At 60.8% G+C, this 15,854-nt stretch carries 11 protein-coding genes; 3 read left to right on the top strand and 8 right to left on the bottom strand.

Annotated features, from left to right (window positions below; all coding sequences use genetic code 11):
- Positions 1 to 95: 95 nt before the first annotated feature.
- Positions 96 to 890, bottom strand: coding sequence for an iron-containing redox enzyme family protein (locus tag QMX91_RS20385; RefSeq protein WP_134787049.1), 795 nt, complete (start codon positions 888 to 890; stop codon positions 96 to 98).
- A gap of 46 nt (positions 891 to 936) precedes the next feature.
- Positions 937 to 3,396, bottom strand: a complete 2,460-nt coding sequence (locus QMX91_RS20380) for an EAL domain-containing protein (protein ID WP_282413260.1) — start codon at positions 3,394 to 3,396, stop codon at positions 937 to 939.
- Between the two features lie 173 nt (positions 3,397 to 3,569).
- Between QMX91_RS20380 and QMX91_RS20375 the strand changes: the two genes are divergently transcribed.
- On the top strand, positions 3,570 to 8,186 hold the full coding sequence (locus QMX91_RS20375; protein ID WP_282413259.1) for a deaminase domain-containing protein: 4,617 nt from the start codon (positions 3,570 to 3,572) through the stop codon (positions 8,184 to 8,186).
- Here QMX91_RS20375 and QMX91_RS20370 read toward each other — a convergent pair whose 3' ends face one another.
- The 5 genes from QMX91_RS20370 to QMX91_RS20350 form a co-directional block, all read right to left on the bottom strand.
- Positions 8,187 to 10,004 (bottom strand): ABC transporter ATP-binding protein, encoded by a 1,818-nt coding sequence (locus QMX91_RS20370; RefSeq protein ID WP_097088393.1) that lies wholly within the window; start codon positions 10,002 to 10,004, stop codon positions 8,187 to 8,189. It abuts the gene before it with no gap.
- Positions 9,997 to 10,599 (bottom strand): DsbA family protein, encoded by a 603-nt coding sequence (locus QMX91_RS20365; RefSeq protein WP_183785991.1) that lies wholly within the window; start codon positions 10,597 to 10,599, stop codon positions 9,997 to 9,999. Before QMX91_RS20365 ends, QMX91_RS20370 begins: the two co-directional genes overlap by 8 nt.
- A gap of 35 nt (positions 10,600 to 10,634) precedes the next feature.
- Positions 10,635 to 11,576: a rhodanese-related sulfurtransferase gene (locus tag QMX91_RS20360; RefSeq protein ID WP_096794914.1), complete on the bottom strand. Its 942-nt coding sequence runs from the start codon at positions 11,574 to 11,576 to the stop codon at positions 10,635 to 10,637.
- A gap of 309 nt (positions 11,577 to 11,885) precedes the next feature.
- The gene (locus QMX91_RS20355) at positions 11,886 to 12,185 is read right to left on the bottom strand and encodes a BolA family protein (protein WP_003226935.1); all 300 of its coding nucleotides are present in this window, start codon (positions 12,183 to 12,185) and stop codon (positions 11,886 to 11,888) included.
- A gap of 12 nt (positions 12,186 to 12,197) precedes the next feature.
- Positions 12,198 to 12,716: a DUF2059 domain-containing protein gene (locus QMX91_RS20350; protein ID WP_003226938.1), complete on the bottom strand. Its 519-nt coding sequence runs from the start codon at positions 12,714 to 12,716 to the stop codon at positions 12,198 to 12,200.
- A 193-nt stretch (positions 12,717 to 12,909) separates the two neighbouring features.
- Between QMX91_RS20350 and QMX91_RS20345 the strand changes: the two genes are divergently transcribed.
- Complete coding sequence (locus tag QMX91_RS20345) at positions 12,910 to 14,304, top strand: class II fumarate hydratase (protein ID WP_115984061.1); 1,395 nt, start codon at positions 12,910 to 12,912, stop codon at positions 14,302 to 14,304.
- A 113-nt stretch (positions 14,305 to 14,417) separates the two neighbouring features.
- On the opposite strand, the gene QMX91_RS20340 is transcribed toward QMX91_RS20345, so the two are convergent.
- Complete coding sequence (locus tag QMX91_RS20340; RefSeq protein WP_134787053.1) at positions 14,418 to 15,377, bottom strand: DMT family transporter; 960 nt, start codon at positions 15,375 to 15,377, stop codon at positions 14,418 to 14,420.
- A 209-nt stretch (positions 15,378 to 15,586) separates the two neighbouring features.
- Between QMX91_RS20340 and QMX91_RS20335 the strand changes: the two genes are divergently transcribed.
- The gene (locus QMX91_RS20335; protein ID WP_134787054.1) at positions 15,587 to 15,781 is read left to right on the top strand and encodes a DUF6316 family protein; all 195 of its coding nucleotides are present in this window, start codon (positions 15,587 to 15,589) and stop codon (positions 15,779 to 15,781) included.
- The last annotated feature ends 73 nt before the right edge of the window (positions 15,782 to 15,854 follow it).

Here is a 15,854-nt window from a genome sequence, read left to right as displayed (position 1 = left end):
CGCGAAAGCGGTGTGTCAGTCAAACAATTGCTGCCTGACACACCGCTTTCGCGAGCAAGCCCGCTCCCACATTTGGTTTGGCGTTTTGCCGAAAATCAGCTCTCTACGAGTGCCCGACGCTCACGCCCGTGCAACGCCCGATCGGCGGTCTCCAGTTGCATGCAACGCTCCAGAAACAGGTACATGTAGTCGTAGCTCTTGCACACCGCCTGACGCAGTTCGGTCTGCAGAGCCTTGCTCGGGTTCATGCCCGCCAGCGTGCAGATGATTTCCAGCGCTTCCCATGGGTGAGCGTCGTCGTACTGGGCATGCATCTTCAGCCACTTCATCGCGCGCTTGCGCTCTTCTTCCGGGAACGCCGCCGCGTACACGCCAGTTGAGCAGACCAGCGCCGACCACTCCCCGGTCGCCCCCTCGATAGCGTAGTTGGTCGCAGCGATGGCGACGATCAGCGAATCCGCCGAACTCGTATGCCAGCACCAGTGACTCAGCGCATGCAGTTCCGGCGGTACTTGCTGGGCCTGCAGATCCTCCAGGCTGACGCCATGCGCGCGACTCCAGTTCAGCCAGTAGTCAGCATGATTGAGTTCGACGCGGATGTTGCGCATCAACCAGCGGCGCGCCATGTCCTCCCCAGGATGGCGAGCAAACTTGGTTTTGGTCAGGTTCTGCGCCATATACAACGCAAACTGTTCAACTACTGGCCAGCCCCCGATCAAGTACTGGCGCATGGTTTTGGCGCTGAGCTTGTTATCGCGCATGCGCAGGTACAGTTCATGTTCGACAACCCGGCGCTTGCTCTCGCTGCAATCTGCAATGAGCTGTTGTGCCCAGGCAGGATAACTTGCAGCTTCCATGAGTGGTCCGGTTCGGTTGAATGTGTCGATCACTGTTCGGCTCCTTTTGATTTGTGATTGTAAGGATCGGCAAGATATTTCAACGGAACGTGCCAGGCGCCTTGAACAACAGCGGCTGCGGTCTGGCGGGCCGACTTTGCAAACTGTCGCAGGTAAACAACTGCGGGCGTTCGATGACATAACCCTGAGCGTAATCCACCCCGATTTCAAGCAATGCCTGCTCGATCTGGGTTGTTTCAACAAACTCGGCAATTGTCTGCTTACCCATGACATGCCCGATGTGATTGATCACCTCGACCATTGCACGGTTAATCGGGTCGTCCAGCATATCCTTTACGAAACTCCCGTCGATCTTCAGGAAGTCTACAGGCAAATGTTTCAGATAAGCGAATGAAGACATTCCGGCACAAAAATCATCAAGTGAGAAGTAACAACCTAAGCCCTTGAGTTCATTAATAAATCTAATTGCGCTGCCGAGATTGGCAATGGCGCTGGTTTCAGTAATTTCAAAACAAATCATTTCAGGGGGTATAGCGTAATTAACAAACTGTTCACGCAGAAAGTGCAAGAACGCGTCATCTCCGATAGTAATGCCTGAAAGATTAATCGCACACATTGCCAACGGACCTTCATGTTGTTCGGTAATACATTGGGCAATCACTTTAAAAACATTCTCGACGACCCAACGATCCAGTTGACTCATCAGACCATAACGTTCGGCCGCCGGAATGAAACTGTCCGGCAGGATCATCCGTCCGGCTTCGTCATGCAGACGCAAGAGTATTTCGATGTGCCCCCCGCCATGGGCTGTAGCGCCCAGCGGAGCAATTTCCTGGGCATAGAGGCAGAAGCGGTTTTCCTCCAGCGCCATGTGCAGGCGCTGCACCCAGGCCATTTCGCCGAAGCGCAGCGACAGTTCGGAGTCGTCGGCATGATAGACCTGCACCCGGTTGCGGCCCTTTTCCTTGGCCATGTAGCAAGCCATGTCGGCGGCGCGCAATGACGCTTCGAGGGTGGTCGGGGTCTGGGCGATGTGCACCAGGCCAATGCTCACAGTGGTCAAAAACGGCCGTCCCTTCCACACGAAGTGCAGGTTCTGCACGGTCTGGCGCAGGCTCTCGGCGATTTTCTCGGCGGCATCCGGGGCGCAGTTCTCCAGCAGAATGCCGAACTCGTCGCCGCCCAGCCGCGCGAGGGTGTCGCTCTCGCGCAAGCCCGATTGCAACAGCGTGCAAATGTGCCGCAGCAACTCATCGCCGGCGGCGTGACCGCAGGTGTCGTTGACCAGTTTGAACTGGTCCAGATCGAGAAACATCAGCGCATGCCGACCGGGCTGGCGCGTCAGGTTGTGCAGGGCCTGTTCCAGGCGATATTCGAACTCGCGGCGGTTGGCCAGACCGGTCAGGGCATCGTGGGTCGCCTGCCACGACAGGTTGGCGATGTATTGCCGTTCCTGAGTCATGTCATGCAGCACCAGCACCGTACCGATAACCTTCTCGGCGTTGCGGATCGGCGCGCCCACCAGCGTCACCGAGACCGTACTGCCATCCAGGCGCTGAATCAGTTTGGAGTGCTCGCTGCCACCGATCAGTTGCCCGCTGAGAATGTGCTCGATCAGCGTCAGCCCTTCGGTCTGCGCATTGTCATCGAGCAGATTGAACAGCGCTGCCAATGGCAACCCCGCCGCGTGCTCGGACTTCCAGTGCGTCATCGCCTCCGCCGCCGGGTTCATGTAATCGATCGCGCCGTTGACGTCGGTGGTGATCACCCCGTCGCCAATCGATTGCAGGGTGATGTGTGCCCGATCCTTCTCCAGTTGCAGCGCCTGGGCGAAGGCATGCCGCTGCTTGAGCAGTTTGTGGGTGCGCAACAATGCCAGCACGATCAACCCCAGCGCTGTGGCCAGGTTGGTGAACAACAGCAGGCGCAGGATCATCCGCGAGCCTTCACCCAAGGCATCGCTGAACGCCTTGGCCGCCGGCGTCACACCGTCGTTGATGGCAAAGATCTGCGCTTTCCAGTGCTGGATATCAGCTGGCGTCGCGATGTTTCCACTGATGCCCTGATGCATCTCGCGCGCGACATTGTCCAGTTGCACCAGATAGGCGTCGCCGATGGTCCAGCGGTCGATCGCGGTTTCCAGATAACTGAAATGACGGAAATTGAGGTACAGCCAGATCAGGCTCGAGACGTCGTCGGGATGGTTGCCGCCCTTGAGAATCCCCTCCCGCGCCGCCTGCAGATCCGGCGGCTGACGATCCAGCGCCAGACGCAACTGGTGACCGCCCTGAGGCACGGCAATCGCTTCCTTGTATTTGAGGAAGATCGCCTCGTCGCGGCTGTCGGCATACAGGTTCAGGTAATAGATGGCGTCTTTCTGGCCCTTGGACCAGAGACTCTCGCCGGCAACATAGCCGCGAACGGCCGACAGGACGTAAAGACTCACGCCCCCCAATAACGCCTGAAATAACACGACGGCGATAAATGGCCAGACGATGCCCAACAACCGTGGCGTTCCGAGAGTCCTTTTATGCTTCATGAGGTCCTTTGCGCACGCACTGTCATCTTCAAGGGGAGATCGCCAGAGCCAGACAAGGGAGCGACCCCTTCCAGCAAACCAGGACATTTTCAACCGGCGATACGTATGTACCGCACCCGCTGTTCGCCATGCTTCGACACTGACGGCTTTCAATCATTCCAGAGCCGTTTTCCATGCAGTCACCTTCCGCCACGCTGCAACGCCATACTGCCCAACAGAGCGAATACCGCGCAATGATCTCTGCCCTGCGCGCCGTGCTCGACGCATCGACCTCACTGCAGACCTACTACCTCACACCCCAGACACATTCACGCCTGGGTGCAGCCCACGACCAGGCGCAAAACCTTCTGCAAGCACTGTTCGATGACAGCGGCGAGCCACAATTGGCGGCCTACCTGCAAACGTCCAGAGGATCATTGCTGCAAGTCGACGCCGCAGCCGGTCACTGCAGCTTTTCCTTCAATCGTCCCGATGGCAGCTGCGCCCGCTTCACCATCGAGGATGTCACCCGGGCCTCCAGCACAATTCAAGAATTTCAGCGAGCGTTGCTGAGTATAGGCGCACACCTGCGTTCCGACAGGCTGCTGCCGTTGTCACAACTGCTGCGTGAGTCCGGGTTCACATTTACGGATGCACAGGACGCCACCGCACTGGCCCGGTTGATCCGCAAGGTCGAAGAACAACGCGCCTGCCACCGACTTAATCTGCGACACCAGCCGGCGCTGACGGGACTGATGAGCGACGATGACAAAGCCGCGATTCACGACCTGATTGGCGACTGGCTTACCGGCAAAACCCTGTCGGCCATCGACAGCCTGGCCAGCGAAGTAACGCCCCCATTCACCCGCCAGCAACTGGAACAGCAGCCTGCCGCCTGCCTGGAACGCCTGCTCGACACCCCCAAGGCGCGTGACCTGGGCCAGCGCCTGCTGCAGAAACTGCAATGGTACGGCGCCCGGCCCGATGAGCCGACCGTCCCGGACATCGGCCTGCGTTTACTGCTCGAAGCGTTGTGTCTATGGTACGAACTGCCCGGCGACAGCAGCTCGACCGAAGTGGCCGGTTTTGCGCTGGAACAGCGCGCTCACCACGGCGCCAGCTACGCCAGCATTCGCCGGGACTTTTTACAGCACCTGGAGGATTCTCATCGAACCTCGACCCCGACCGAAAAACATCTGCTGGGATGGGTATGCCTGACGCAGTTCGGACTGGATTTCCAAGTACGCGACATTCCTGACGACCTGCCGTACGCCAGCTCGGTGGTCTGGGTCAATTTCGTGCATGGCGTGCACCTCGCACATGCCCTTGATCCACAGTTGCTGGAACATCTGAGCTTTCAGCAACTGGTCGATCTGCCGCTGCACAAAAGCGAAAACGCCAGCACCGACCTGCAAACCCTGATCGCCATGACCCGAGTGGCTGCCGCACAGACCTGGACACTGGCCACCGGAGCGCCGGCTGCAGCGAGCGAGACATCCGACGATCAACCGGCCCTGCTAGCGCTGGAAGATCACAAGAAAAAATTGAACGCAGCGATCCTGCAACTGGACATCGAGCCGCCACGGCGACTCGCATTGGCAAAACAGCAACTGGACAAGGCGCTGGCCAACGAGCTGTACGATCACACGACGATTCGCCTCAAACGCCACCATCCTTCAACGCCCAACCGTAGCCGACGCAGCATTATTGACACCCCGGATGTGGCATTGCCGACCTGGCCGTTGCTGGAGGTCTATGCCGCCGGCGGGTTGAGCCCCGACACACGCTGGTACGTCAGCAACGATGGCCGCAGTGCCAGCGAATGGATCAGCCTCAACGCAGCAGGCAAACTGCAAAGCGGTTTTTTCGACACCGGACATCCAGGCCGACGCCTTTCACGGTTTCCGAGCAACTGCACCTTGCCCGAGATCAGGCCCTTGTTCGAGCAGCAGTTCGACGACTATCTGAGCGAGGCCCGCAAAGCCTATGAATACCTGATCAAGTCGCTGCTGGTCACACTGCCGTGGCCCGACCGCCGGGCACTGGAGCACGGCGAAGTGCGGATTCACAGCCTCAGGGATCCGACACGGCATATCGAAGCTCACCTGGAGACAGCGGAAAACATCCTGCCGCACCGGGCCCGCATGGGCTTCGTGTTGCAGGCGACGTATCAGGGCCCGCCACAATTCTACGAATGCCTGCCTCGTGCCGGCATCATTCGTAAACGCCCGGATCTGGATGGCACACATGTTGGCGGTCTGTTATTGCCACCCCTGCCGCCCAAACGTGGACGGACCAAGGGCCAGAGCATCAGCCGCATCGTCGCCCGCCGCCTGCCGTTCGATCGAAAAGCACACTGGGACGGTTCGACACCCGCCCCCGGCGCCAAGTGCGTCGCGATTCTCGAACCGCTGGGCGACTCCCTCCCGGGTTCGATGATCCCGGCGGCCCATCACGACAGTTCGCCGAACCTGACCTTCACCTCGCCGCGCACGGCGCACATCGCCTCGCTCATCGCGACCCGGTTGTTCTATGCCGATGAGCAGGCGCTGCGCAGTGAGGCCTGGGGTGATACCCGTTTCGAGCGCGACAGCCGCAAACAGCACTGGACTCATGCCCTCAAGGGCTTTATCCCGTTCTGGGGCAGTCTCGAAGACCTGCAGTCGGACAGTCCGGGCAAACGCGCAATGGGCGTACTCGGCCTGCTCCTCGATATCGTCTCGTTCGCGATTCCCTTGGGCAAATTCGTCGCCGGCAGCATTCGCCTCGCGGCCGTGGCCGGGAAAATGGCGATTCGCGTCGCCCTGCCACGCATGGCGCAATTGTCGAAAAACCTGCTGGTTTCGAGCTTGAGAAACCTCAATCCGCTGGACGCTGCGCCTGCTTTGCTCAAGCTCGGCGGCCGAGGTGCGATCGGCGCAGTGCGGGCCGTGGCGCATCTGGAACACCGCGCGGTTGCACGTCTGAAAAGGCTGGCCGGCAGAAGCGCTGACTATGACCTGCTGCACAGTCTGCCCCAGGCACTGGATGCCGGGCGCTGGAAAGCGCTGAACCCTGCCGATCATCTGGCCGTGGTCAGAGGCATTGACGATGTGCCGGTGCGCAACGTCGGCGGCTCGCGGCATCACTTGCTCGATCCGCTGTCCGACCGCCCTTATGGGCCGCAGTTGCTCGCACACGAGCATGATTTTTCGCTGGGGCGTTCGCACTACCGCACCGTGAAAAAAACCGACGATCAGATCGATATCGAAGTAGCGCCGAACACCCGCGTCGAGCTTGTCCCCGAGGCTGGCGGACGCACCACGGTCTTGATCGATGATGTGCCCTATCGACTCGACGGCGATGAACTGCGCCGGGTCGAGCTGCTCGATGACAGTCAGCACTGGACGCTGCTGCCGTGCCGGATCCGTCGCGCACCGGGCGCGGGCGACTGCCGCGTCAGCTACATCACCGCAGAACCCGCCCCGACGCCCGCCGTCGGCACCATCGACAAGGAAAAGGGTTACGCGCCATGGTTCGGCGAGCGGGTTTCGGAGCCGGCCACCCTGCCCCGGCGTGACGGAACGTTCCTGGCGGTCGAAGCCAGGCTTTATCAGATCATCGATAACCGCCCGAGGCTGTTCAACGGCGACCTGCGTCGCCTGGGTTTCAATCAAGGCAGGCTGGTACCAAGACAGCAGATTCAAGCCACGCTGCAGTTTCGCAAAGGCATTTATGCGCGGATAAAAACCGGCGGCACCTACGACGGCATTGACGATTCACATCAGGTCGGCGCAGTGCTGATGCCGGCCATCGACGACTCGGCCACCCATGTGTTTTTCCGGGTCAACCACCACGAGTACTACCTGGCAACCTTCGCCAAAGGCGAAATCCCCGGCAGGCAGCTGACGTTCAAGCACCTGGCACCCGCCGAACTGGCCGACGGCACCCTCGGCGCTGAACTGCTGACCGTCTACACCGGCTCGCTGCATGCCAACAACATCGTGCGCATCCATGGTCTGGAATCGGTGCAGCGCGCGATGCAGACCATGGAACAGATCGCGATCCCCATCGGCACCACGGCCATGCCTGCAAACAATATGAAATGGCTGAAGGTCGACACCAGCCCGGGCGAAGCACTGATGTTCGATCACTCGACACGGATGATCGTCACCCGCCTGCCCGAAGGCGCCGTCACTTGGGCGCGAAGCAAGGAAGCGCCGGAAGCCTTTCGGCAGAAAACCGCAGAGATTTTCGACACGTTGTTTCTGTCGCCAACAATCAACCCGGCCAACAGCAACGCGGCCCTGCGCATCGACAGTGCCATGCAGAAACTGCACAACCTGTTGCCCGTGCGTGAGCGGCCGGTCAACGCACGTAACATCGCCTATGCCGAAGTCACCACGACCAGTGGCAAACGGGAGATCTACGTCAGCGTGTCCGGCGCGCAAGGCAGCACCCAGCGCCTGCCGCTGTTTCGCCACATGGGTGCCAATCACGTGCGGATCGGCGACACCACTTACGTCAACATCGACTACAACCCAAACTTCCCGCGCACCTCGCTGGAGGTCACCGAGCAAGGGCAACTGCTGGCCGTGCCGCTGACCATCAAGGAGCTGAAAACCTATCAGCCGACGCAAACCAGCCGGCCGACCTCGCTGGACAGCGAAAGCAAACTGATCAGCGTGCTGCGCGAGAAATATCCCGACCCGACAGAGATCCGCGCGGTCGACATCGCAACAACCATGCGCCCGTGCGAATCCTGTTCGGTGGTGATGAAGCAGTTCGGCCATGACGGCGGCGAGGCGGCGTTACAGGTGCTGTGGGGCTGATTACAGGCGCTGCAGATGGCCGTAGAGTTTGGCGTAGAGGCCGCCATCGGCGATCAGTTGCTGGTGGTCGCCATCCTCGGCCACTTGCCCGCCATCGAACACCAGCACCCGATCCGCCTGCTTCACCGCCGACAGGCGATGGGCAATGATCAGCGTGGTGCGGCCATTGAGGAAGCGCGCCATGGCCTGATGCAGGTTGTATTCGGTGGCAGCGTCGAGGGCTGAAGTGGCTTCGTCGAGAATCACCACTTTCGGCTCGGCGAGGATCATCCGCGCAATCGCCAGACGCTGACGCTGACCACCGGACAGGCGCACGCCGGAACGTCCGACGATGCTGTCGAGTCCGTCCGGCAACGCCCGGATGGTCGTCTCCAACTGGGCGATTTCCAGTGCCTGCCAGCAGGCTTCGTCACTGCGGGTGCGGCCCATGGTCAGATTGGCGCGGACGGTGTCGTTGAACAGCGCCGGATGCTGCAGCACCACCGCGACGTTTTCACGAATCAGCTCCAGACCGATTTCCTGTTGGGTCGAACCGCCGAAACGGATAGTCCCGGACAACGGCGTGTACAGCCCTAACAACAGTTGCACCAAAGTGCTTTTGCCGCCGCCGCTGGCGCCGACAATCGCGACTTTTTCACCGGGGGCGATGGACAGGTTCATCTGATCCACCACCAATTCATCGCCGTAACCGAAGCTCAGTCCCTGCACCTCGATACCCACGGTTTCCCGGCCCTTGAACGGATCGACGCCGCCCGGGTATTGCGGCTCGTCAGCCCGCGCCAGCAGTTCGTTGATCCGCGCCAGTGCGCCACCCGCCGCGTAGTAGGCGTATTGCAGATTGAGCAGTTGTTCGACCGGGCCGATCATGAACCACAGGTAGCTGAACACCGCGAGCATCTGGCCGATCGACAGGTCGGAGAACAGCACCGTGAGCATCGCCGCCGCGCGGAAGATGTCGATGCCGAACTGGAACAGCAGACCACTGGCGCGGTTCGACGCATCGGTCTTCCACTGCGAGTTGACCGCATAGTTACGCACTTCCTGCGCGCGCAAGCCGAGTCGCCCGAGGAAGAAACCCTGACGGTTGCCGGCGCGCACTTCCTGGATCGCATCGAGGGTTTCGCTCAAGGCCTGAGTGAAACGCGAGGTGCTGTCGTTCTCCAGTTTCTTCAGGTGCTTGACCCGCTTGCCCAACTGCACCGTGGCGTAGATCACCAGCGGATTGAACAGCAGGATCAGCAGCGCCAGTTTCCAGTGCATCCACATCAGGATGCTCGCGGTGCCGACCAGGGTCAGCATCGCCACCAGAAACCGGCTGAGGGTTTCGCCGACGAACTTGTCGAGTGTGTCCAGATCGGTGACCAGATGGGTGGTCACGGTGCCGCTGCCGAGGCTTTCGTATTCGCCGAGGGAAATCCTTTTCAGGCGTTCGATCAGGCGCACGCGAATGCGGTAGACGATGTCTTTCGCCAACCGGGCGAACAGCCGCGCCTGCAACACGCCAAAACACAGGGCACTGCAACGCAGAGTCAGGGTGACCACCAGCATCAGGCCGATGTAACCCGCCGCTTGTTGCCACATCGACGGCAGCACGTGGTTCATGACTTTCAGCGCGGCATCGCCATGCCCGAGCAGGACTTCGTCCACCAGCAAGGGCAACAGCAACGGAATCGGCACACTGCACAGCGTCGCCAGCACGGCCACGCCGTTGGCGATCCACAGGGATTTTTTGTGATGCAGTGCCAGGCGCCGGACTTCTGCCCAGCTCAGCCGGTCGACACGCTTTACGGCTGGCGTGTCATCGGCCAGGTCAGGCACAGGCGGCGCGCTCCAGCCAGCGACCAAGCAGCGGCGAGAGTTCGCTGAGCGGTTGATAGCCGTTGGTCAACAGCGCCAGTTGGCCGTTGCGCTCGGCGAGCAGGGTCGGGAACCCGGCGATGCCCAGATCCTGCACCCAGCTGAAATCAGCCTGAGTCGCTTTGTGTTGGTCGGCATGATCGAACAAGGCAGCAAATTCGATGCGCGGCACGCCAGCCTTTTCAGCCAGTTCGACCAACACACTGGCCTGAGTGACATCGCGACCTTCAGCATAAAACGCCTGCTGGATCAGGCCGACCAGCGTCCACGCGCAATCCGGCGCCAGGCTGCGCGCGGTGACGATTGCCCGACAGGCCGGCTCGGTGTCGTAGACAAAACCGTCGGGCAACGCCCCGTCGAACTTGAACGGCTGGCCGGTAGCCTCAGTGACCGCCTGCCAGTGCTCGAGGATGTAGCGCCGCGTAGTCGGTTCCAACGCCGCACCGCTACCGGTGCGCAACCCGCCGACCACCAGGTGCAACTCCACCCCGGCTGCCTGCGCCTGCTCGACCAATGCCTTGGCAACCGGGGCGAACCCCCAGCACCAGGAACACATCGGATCCATCACATAGAGCAGGCGCGCAGTCATGATCATGCCTCGGTGGATGCTTGTTTATAGTTGTAGCCGATCGGGTGCGGCATGTTGCGCGCCTTGGCCAGTTCGATCTGCTTCTGCCGATCGATGGCGCTGCGGCGGGTTTTCTCGCTCAGCTTGTCCCAGCAATGCGGGCAGCTGATGCCGGCCACGTAGTGCTCGGAGGCGCGATCTTCAACACTGACCGGTGTGCGGCAGGCATGACATTGATCGTAGTCGCCTTCGCTGAGGTCGTGACGCACGGTCACCCGGTTGTCGAACACGAAGCAGTCACCCTGCCACTTGGTTTCTTCCTGCGGCACCTCTTCGAGGTACTTCAGGATGCCGCCCTTGAGGTGGTAAACCTCTTCGAACCCCTCGCCCAGCATGTAACTGGAGGCTTTCTCGCAGCGAATGCCGCCGGTGCAGAACATCGCGACCTTCTTGTGCACGGCCGGGTCGAAGTGTTCTTTGATGTAGTCGGGGAATTCGCGAAAACTGGTGGTTTTCGGATCGATGGCGCCTTCGAAGGTGCCGATCGCCACTTCGTAGTCGTTGCGGGTGTCGATCAGCAGCACTTCCGGGTCGCTGATCAGCGCGTTCCAGTCCTGCGGCTCAACGTAGGTGCCGACCTTTTTGTTCGGGTCCACGCCTTCGACGCCAAGGGTGACGATCTCTTTCTTCAGCTTGACCTTGGTGCGGTAGAACGGCTGCTCGTCGCAGTACGACTCTTTGTGGTCGATGTCGATCATGCGCGGGTCGTTCTTCAGCCAGGCGAGCAGGCCATCGATGCCTTCGCGAGTGCCGGAAACCGTACCGTTGATGCCTTCTTCGGCGATCAGCAGAGTGCCTTTGATGCCATTGTCGACCATCGCTTGCAGCAGGGGCTCGCGCAGGTCAACGTAATCTTCGAGGGTGACGAACTTATACAGTGCCGCCACGACAATCGGTTGTGTCATGGGTATTTCTCCAGGTGGCTACCCTCGCAAAGGGTGAACCGGATTCAAAAAAAACGCGCCGGGTGAGCGGCGCGTTGCGGATTCTAGCAAAAACAGGATCGTTATAGGATGTGCCGAGAACTCTGTGGCGAGGGGATTTATCCCCGATGGGCTGCGAAGCGGCCCCAAAACCCGCGAATGCAGTCTCTCAGGGATACCGCATTCTGTGGGTTTACGACTGCTGCGCAGCCGATCGAGGCGGTGCGACGTTTCGCTAAATCACCTCGCCACAAAAGCTCCCACACCACAAAAAGCCCGTTACATCCAAAGTCAGTGTTTGCTACCGCCGGCACAGGTCGGCGACGCCGGGGCGGCGCCGACTTCTGCCCATTCCTGCGGGGTGTAGGTGTGCAGCGCCAACGCATGGAACTCGCCCATCAGCTCGCCGAGCGTGCCGTAGACTTTCTGGTGGCGCTTGACCCGGTTCAGGCCTTCGAACTGCGCGCTGACCACCACTGCCTTGAAGTGCGTCTGTAACCCGCGACTGTGCATGTGGCTTTCGTCCAGCACTTGCAGATGCTCAGGCTGCAGCAGGCCCAGCGTCGATTCGATGCGTTGTTGCATGGTCATCACGAACTCCGCTTACTTCTTCTTGGCCGGCGCAGCGCCTTTCGGTGCCAGCTCGTTGGTCATGTCGTCGAGCAACTTGTTGACGACAGGCACGGCGCTTTCCAGCTTGGCCTGAGTCATCTGGGCCGATTGCTGGGTCAGCTGCGGCATTTTCTCCAGGACTTTCTTGCCCAGTGGCGACTGGTAGAACGCGACCAGGTCTTTGAGCTCCGATTCGCTGAAGTTGCTGGTGTAGAGCTTGACCATGTCAGGCTTGAGCTTGTTCCAGCCGATGGCCTGGTCCAGGGCGGCGTTGGCCTTGGCCTGGTAGGTTTCCAGTACGGCTTTCTTGGATTCCGGGGCTTTGGTCTGTTCAAAACGCTGAGCGAACATTTGCTGCACTTGCATGTACACCGGAGTGCCCAGCTTGTCAGCGTGCGCCAGGGTCAGGAAAGCTTCAGCACTGGCGTTGTGGCTGGCGGTATCGGCAAGCACCTGGCCGCTGGCGCAAACCAGTGCAACCGCGGTGCAGATGGCACGAAGACGAGTCATCGAGTTTCCTTTTCAGCTAGGCGAGGTAAAACCCCAAGGGCGACCATTCTGCGCCTAAAAAACCTCGTGGCTCAACCCCCGGCCCTTGCCGCGCTTGATTGGCCGGGTTTTACCGGTCAACAATCGGTTCGAGGGAACCACCTGGGCCTGACCGGGCCTAAACTGCGCAAACAGACCAACAGGAGTGTGCACGATGAGCCGTATCGAAACCGACAGCCTGGGCCAGATCGAAGTCCCGGACGACGCCTACTGGGGTGCTCAGACGCAACGCTCGCTGATCAACTTCGCCATTGGTCAGGAACGCATGCCGCTGCCGGTACTGCACGCCCTGGCCCTGATCAAGAAAGCCGCTGCCCGGGTCAACGACCGCAACGGCGACCTGCCCGCCGACATTGCCCGCCTGATCGAACAAGCCGCCGACGAAGTGCTCGACGGTCAGCATGACGACCAGTTTCCGCTGGTGGTCTGGCAGACCGGCAGCGGCACCCAGAGCAACATGAACGTCAACGAAGTGATCGCCGGCCGTGCCAACGAACTGGCCGGCAATCCGCGCGGCGGCAAAACGCCGGTGCACCCCAACGATCACGTCAATCGCTCGCAAAGCTCCAACGACTGCTTCCCCACCGCCATGAGCATCGCCACTGCCAAAGCCGTGCAGGAGCAATTGCTGCCGGCGATCGCCGAGCTGTCCGGCGGCCTGGCCGAACTGGCCGCACGCCATATGAAACTGGTGAAAACCGGTCGCACGCACATGATGGACGCGACGCCGATCACCTTCGGTCAGGAATTGTCGGGTTTCATAGCGCAGCTGGATTACGCCGAACGAGCGATCCGCGCCGCGCTGCCGGCGGTGTGTGAGCTGGCGCAGGGCGGCACCGCGGTGGGCACCGGTCTGAATTCGCCGCACGGCTTTGGCGAAGCGATTGCCGCCGAACTCGCTGCCCTGTCCGGCCTGCCCTTCGTCACTGCGCCGAACAAGTTTGCTGCGCTGGCCGGGCATGAGCCGCTGACCAGTCTGTCCGGCGCCTTGAAGACCCTCGCCGTGGCGCTGATGAAAATCGCCAACGACCTGCGCCTGCTCGGCTCCGGCCCTCGCGCAGGCTTTGCCGAAGTCAAGCTGCCGGCCAACGAACCGGGCAGCTCGATCATGCCCGGCAAGGTCAACCCTACCCAGTGCGAAGCGCTGTCGATGCTGGCCTGCCAGGTGTTGGGCAACGACGTCACCATCGGCATTGCGGCGAGTCAGGGTCACCTGCAACTGAACGTCTACAAACCGGTGATCATCCACAACGTGTTGCAATCGATCCGCCTGCTCGCCGACGGTTGTAGCAACTTCCAGCAGCACTGCATCGCCGGTCTTGAACCCGACGCCGAAGTCATGGCCAAACACCTGGAACGCGGGCTGATGCTGGTGACAGCGCTGAACCCGCACATCGGTTACGACAAGTCGGCGGAAATCGCCAAGAAGGCGTACGGCGAAGGCCTGACCTTGCGCGAGGCGGCGCTGCAGCTGGGGTATCTGACCAGTGAGGAGTTCGATGCCTGGGTGCGGCCGGAGAACATGATCGAGGCCGGCGCCAAGGGCTGAGTCCTGTAGCGCCTGACAGGCCGCCTTCGCGAGCAAGCTCGCTCCCACATTGGTACGGCATACACCGATCAAAATGTGGGAGCGGGCTTGCTCGCGAAGAACGATAACGCGGTCTAACTGGCTGCAATCCGCATCCGCCGCGCCTTCAACCCGGCAATCAACGACGGCCCCAACGCCACCAGCGCCGACCCCAGCACCACCAGCACCGCCCCGCCATAACCCAGCCCATTGATCTGCTCGGCATGCACATATTCCGGCCACACCCCGGCGGCAATCGCCACCGCGCCAAAGGTCACCAACGGCGTGATCGCCAGCGTCGCACTGACCCGTGACGCCTCCCAGTGCGCCAGTGCTTCAGCAAAGGCACCGTAGGCAATCAGCGTGTTCATGCAGCACGCCAGCAGCAGCCAGCCCTGCACCGGGCTCAGTTCCAGTGCTTCGAGCGGATGCACCCACGGTGTCAGCAACAGCGCGCAGAACAGGTAGATCACCATCATCACCTGCAACGAATTCCACACCGTGAGCAATTGCTTCTGCCCCAGTGCGTAGAAGGTCCAGACCGTCGAGGCCAGCAGCACCAGCAACACGCCGGCGGTGTAGTCCGACAATGAGGTGAGCAGTTCAGCCAGACGCTGATTGAAGAACAGCACAAAGCCGATCAGCAGCACCGCCAGGCCAATGCCCTGACCGATACTGAAGCGCTCCTTGAACACAAACAGGCTGGCAATCAGCAACATGATCGGCCCCATCTGCACCACCAACTGCGCGGTGCCGGGGCTGAGCAGGTTAAGGCCCATCAGGTACAGCACGTAGTTGCCCACCAGCCCGAGCACCGCCATCAGCACCAGCCAGCCACCCCGGGGGCCGAGCACCTTGCGGCTCGGCAGGCGGCGCGTGGCTGCCAGGTAGATGAACAGGCAGCCGCCGGAGACCAACAGGCGAAACCAGGTCACCGTGATCGGGTCCATCACCAGCAGCACCTGCTTGAGTTTGATCGGCAGGATGCCCCACAAAAACGCCGTCAGCAGCGCCAGGAACAGACCGTAAACCCAGCGACCGGATGAAATGTGCATGCGAACCCCAATGCCTGCTGACGAGAGCGGTCATTCTAGGCCCGCCGACAGACGCAACACAGGGACAGTTCGGGCCAGGCCGCGAATGAAACTGTGCAGGTCGCAGCATTAAATTGACGTTTTGCCGTTGATCGGCTGACGAAGCGCGCCAAGTGCTTCAGGCATAAGCTGATTGGATCCCTGCAACGGATCACTCAAGGAGCCGGATCATGTACGGAATGCGCGCCGATGACAGCGCCCCCGCCACGCACTTTCGCAGCGACCGGTTGTGTCGGGTCAATGGCGAACTGTTTTTCAGCACGCGGGAGAACACCCTTGAGGGGCCGTTCAACAGCGCCGAGAAGGCTGAGCAGGAAATTCAGGCGTATATCGCGCGGATGCAGCTTCTGGATTCCAACCGATGAACCGAGTTGATGCCTTCGCGAGCAAGCTCGCTCCCACATTCTGATCGGTGTACGCCGTACCAATGTGGGAGCG

It is taken from the genome of Pseudomonas sp. PS01299, assembly GCF_029960145.1.
In the GTDB taxonomy this organism is placed as follows: Bacteria; Pseudomonadota; Gammaproteobacteria; order Pseudomonadales; family Pseudomonadaceae; genus Aquipseudomonas; species Aquipseudomonas putida_A.
Note: the sequence above shows the minus strand (reverse complement) of the source record. Positions and strands in the feature narration are given on the sequence as shown.

What these genes read in the sequence shown, in the direction of transcription:
- QMX91_RS20345 (WP_115984061.1), top strand. Translation starts at nt 12,910, where the DNA reads ATGAGCCGTATCGAAACCGACAGCCTGGGCCAGATCGAAGTCCCGGAC.
- QMX91_RS20365 (WP_183785991.1), bottom strand. Translation starts at nt 10,599, where the DNA reads ATGTGTTCCTGGTGCTGGGGGTTCGCCCCGGTTGCCAAGGCATTGGTC.
- QMX91_RS20355 (WP_003226935.1), bottom strand. Translation starts at nt 12,185, where the DNA reads ATGACCATGCAACAACGCATCGAATCGACGCTGGGCCTGCTGCAGCCT.
- QMX91_RS20380 (WP_282413260.1), bottom strand. Translation starts at nt 3,396, where the DNA reads ATGAAGCATAAAAGGACTCTCGGAACGCCACGGTTGTTGGGCATCGTC.
- QMX91_RS20360 (WP_096794914.1), bottom strand. Translation starts at nt 11,576, where the DNA reads ATGACACAACCGATTGTCGTGGCGGCACTGTATAAGTTCGTCACCCTC.
- QMX91_RS20340 (WP_134787053.1), bottom strand. Translation starts at nt 15,377, where the DNA reads ATGCACATTTCATCCGGTCGCTGGGTTTACGGTCTGTTCCTGGCGCTG.
- QMX91_RS20350 (WP_003226938.1), bottom strand. Translation starts at nt 12,716, where the DNA reads ATGACTCGTCTTCGTGCCATCTGCACCGCGGTTGCACTGGTTTGCGCC.
- QMX91_RS20335 (WP_134787054.1), top strand. Translation starts at nt 15,587, where the DNA reads ATGTACGGAATGCGCGCCGATGACAGCGCCCCCGCCACGCACTTTCGC.
- QMX91_RS20375 (WP_282413259.1), top strand. Translation starts at nt 3,570, where the DNA reads ATGCAGTCACCTTCCGCCACGCTGCAACGCCATACTGCCCAACAGAGC.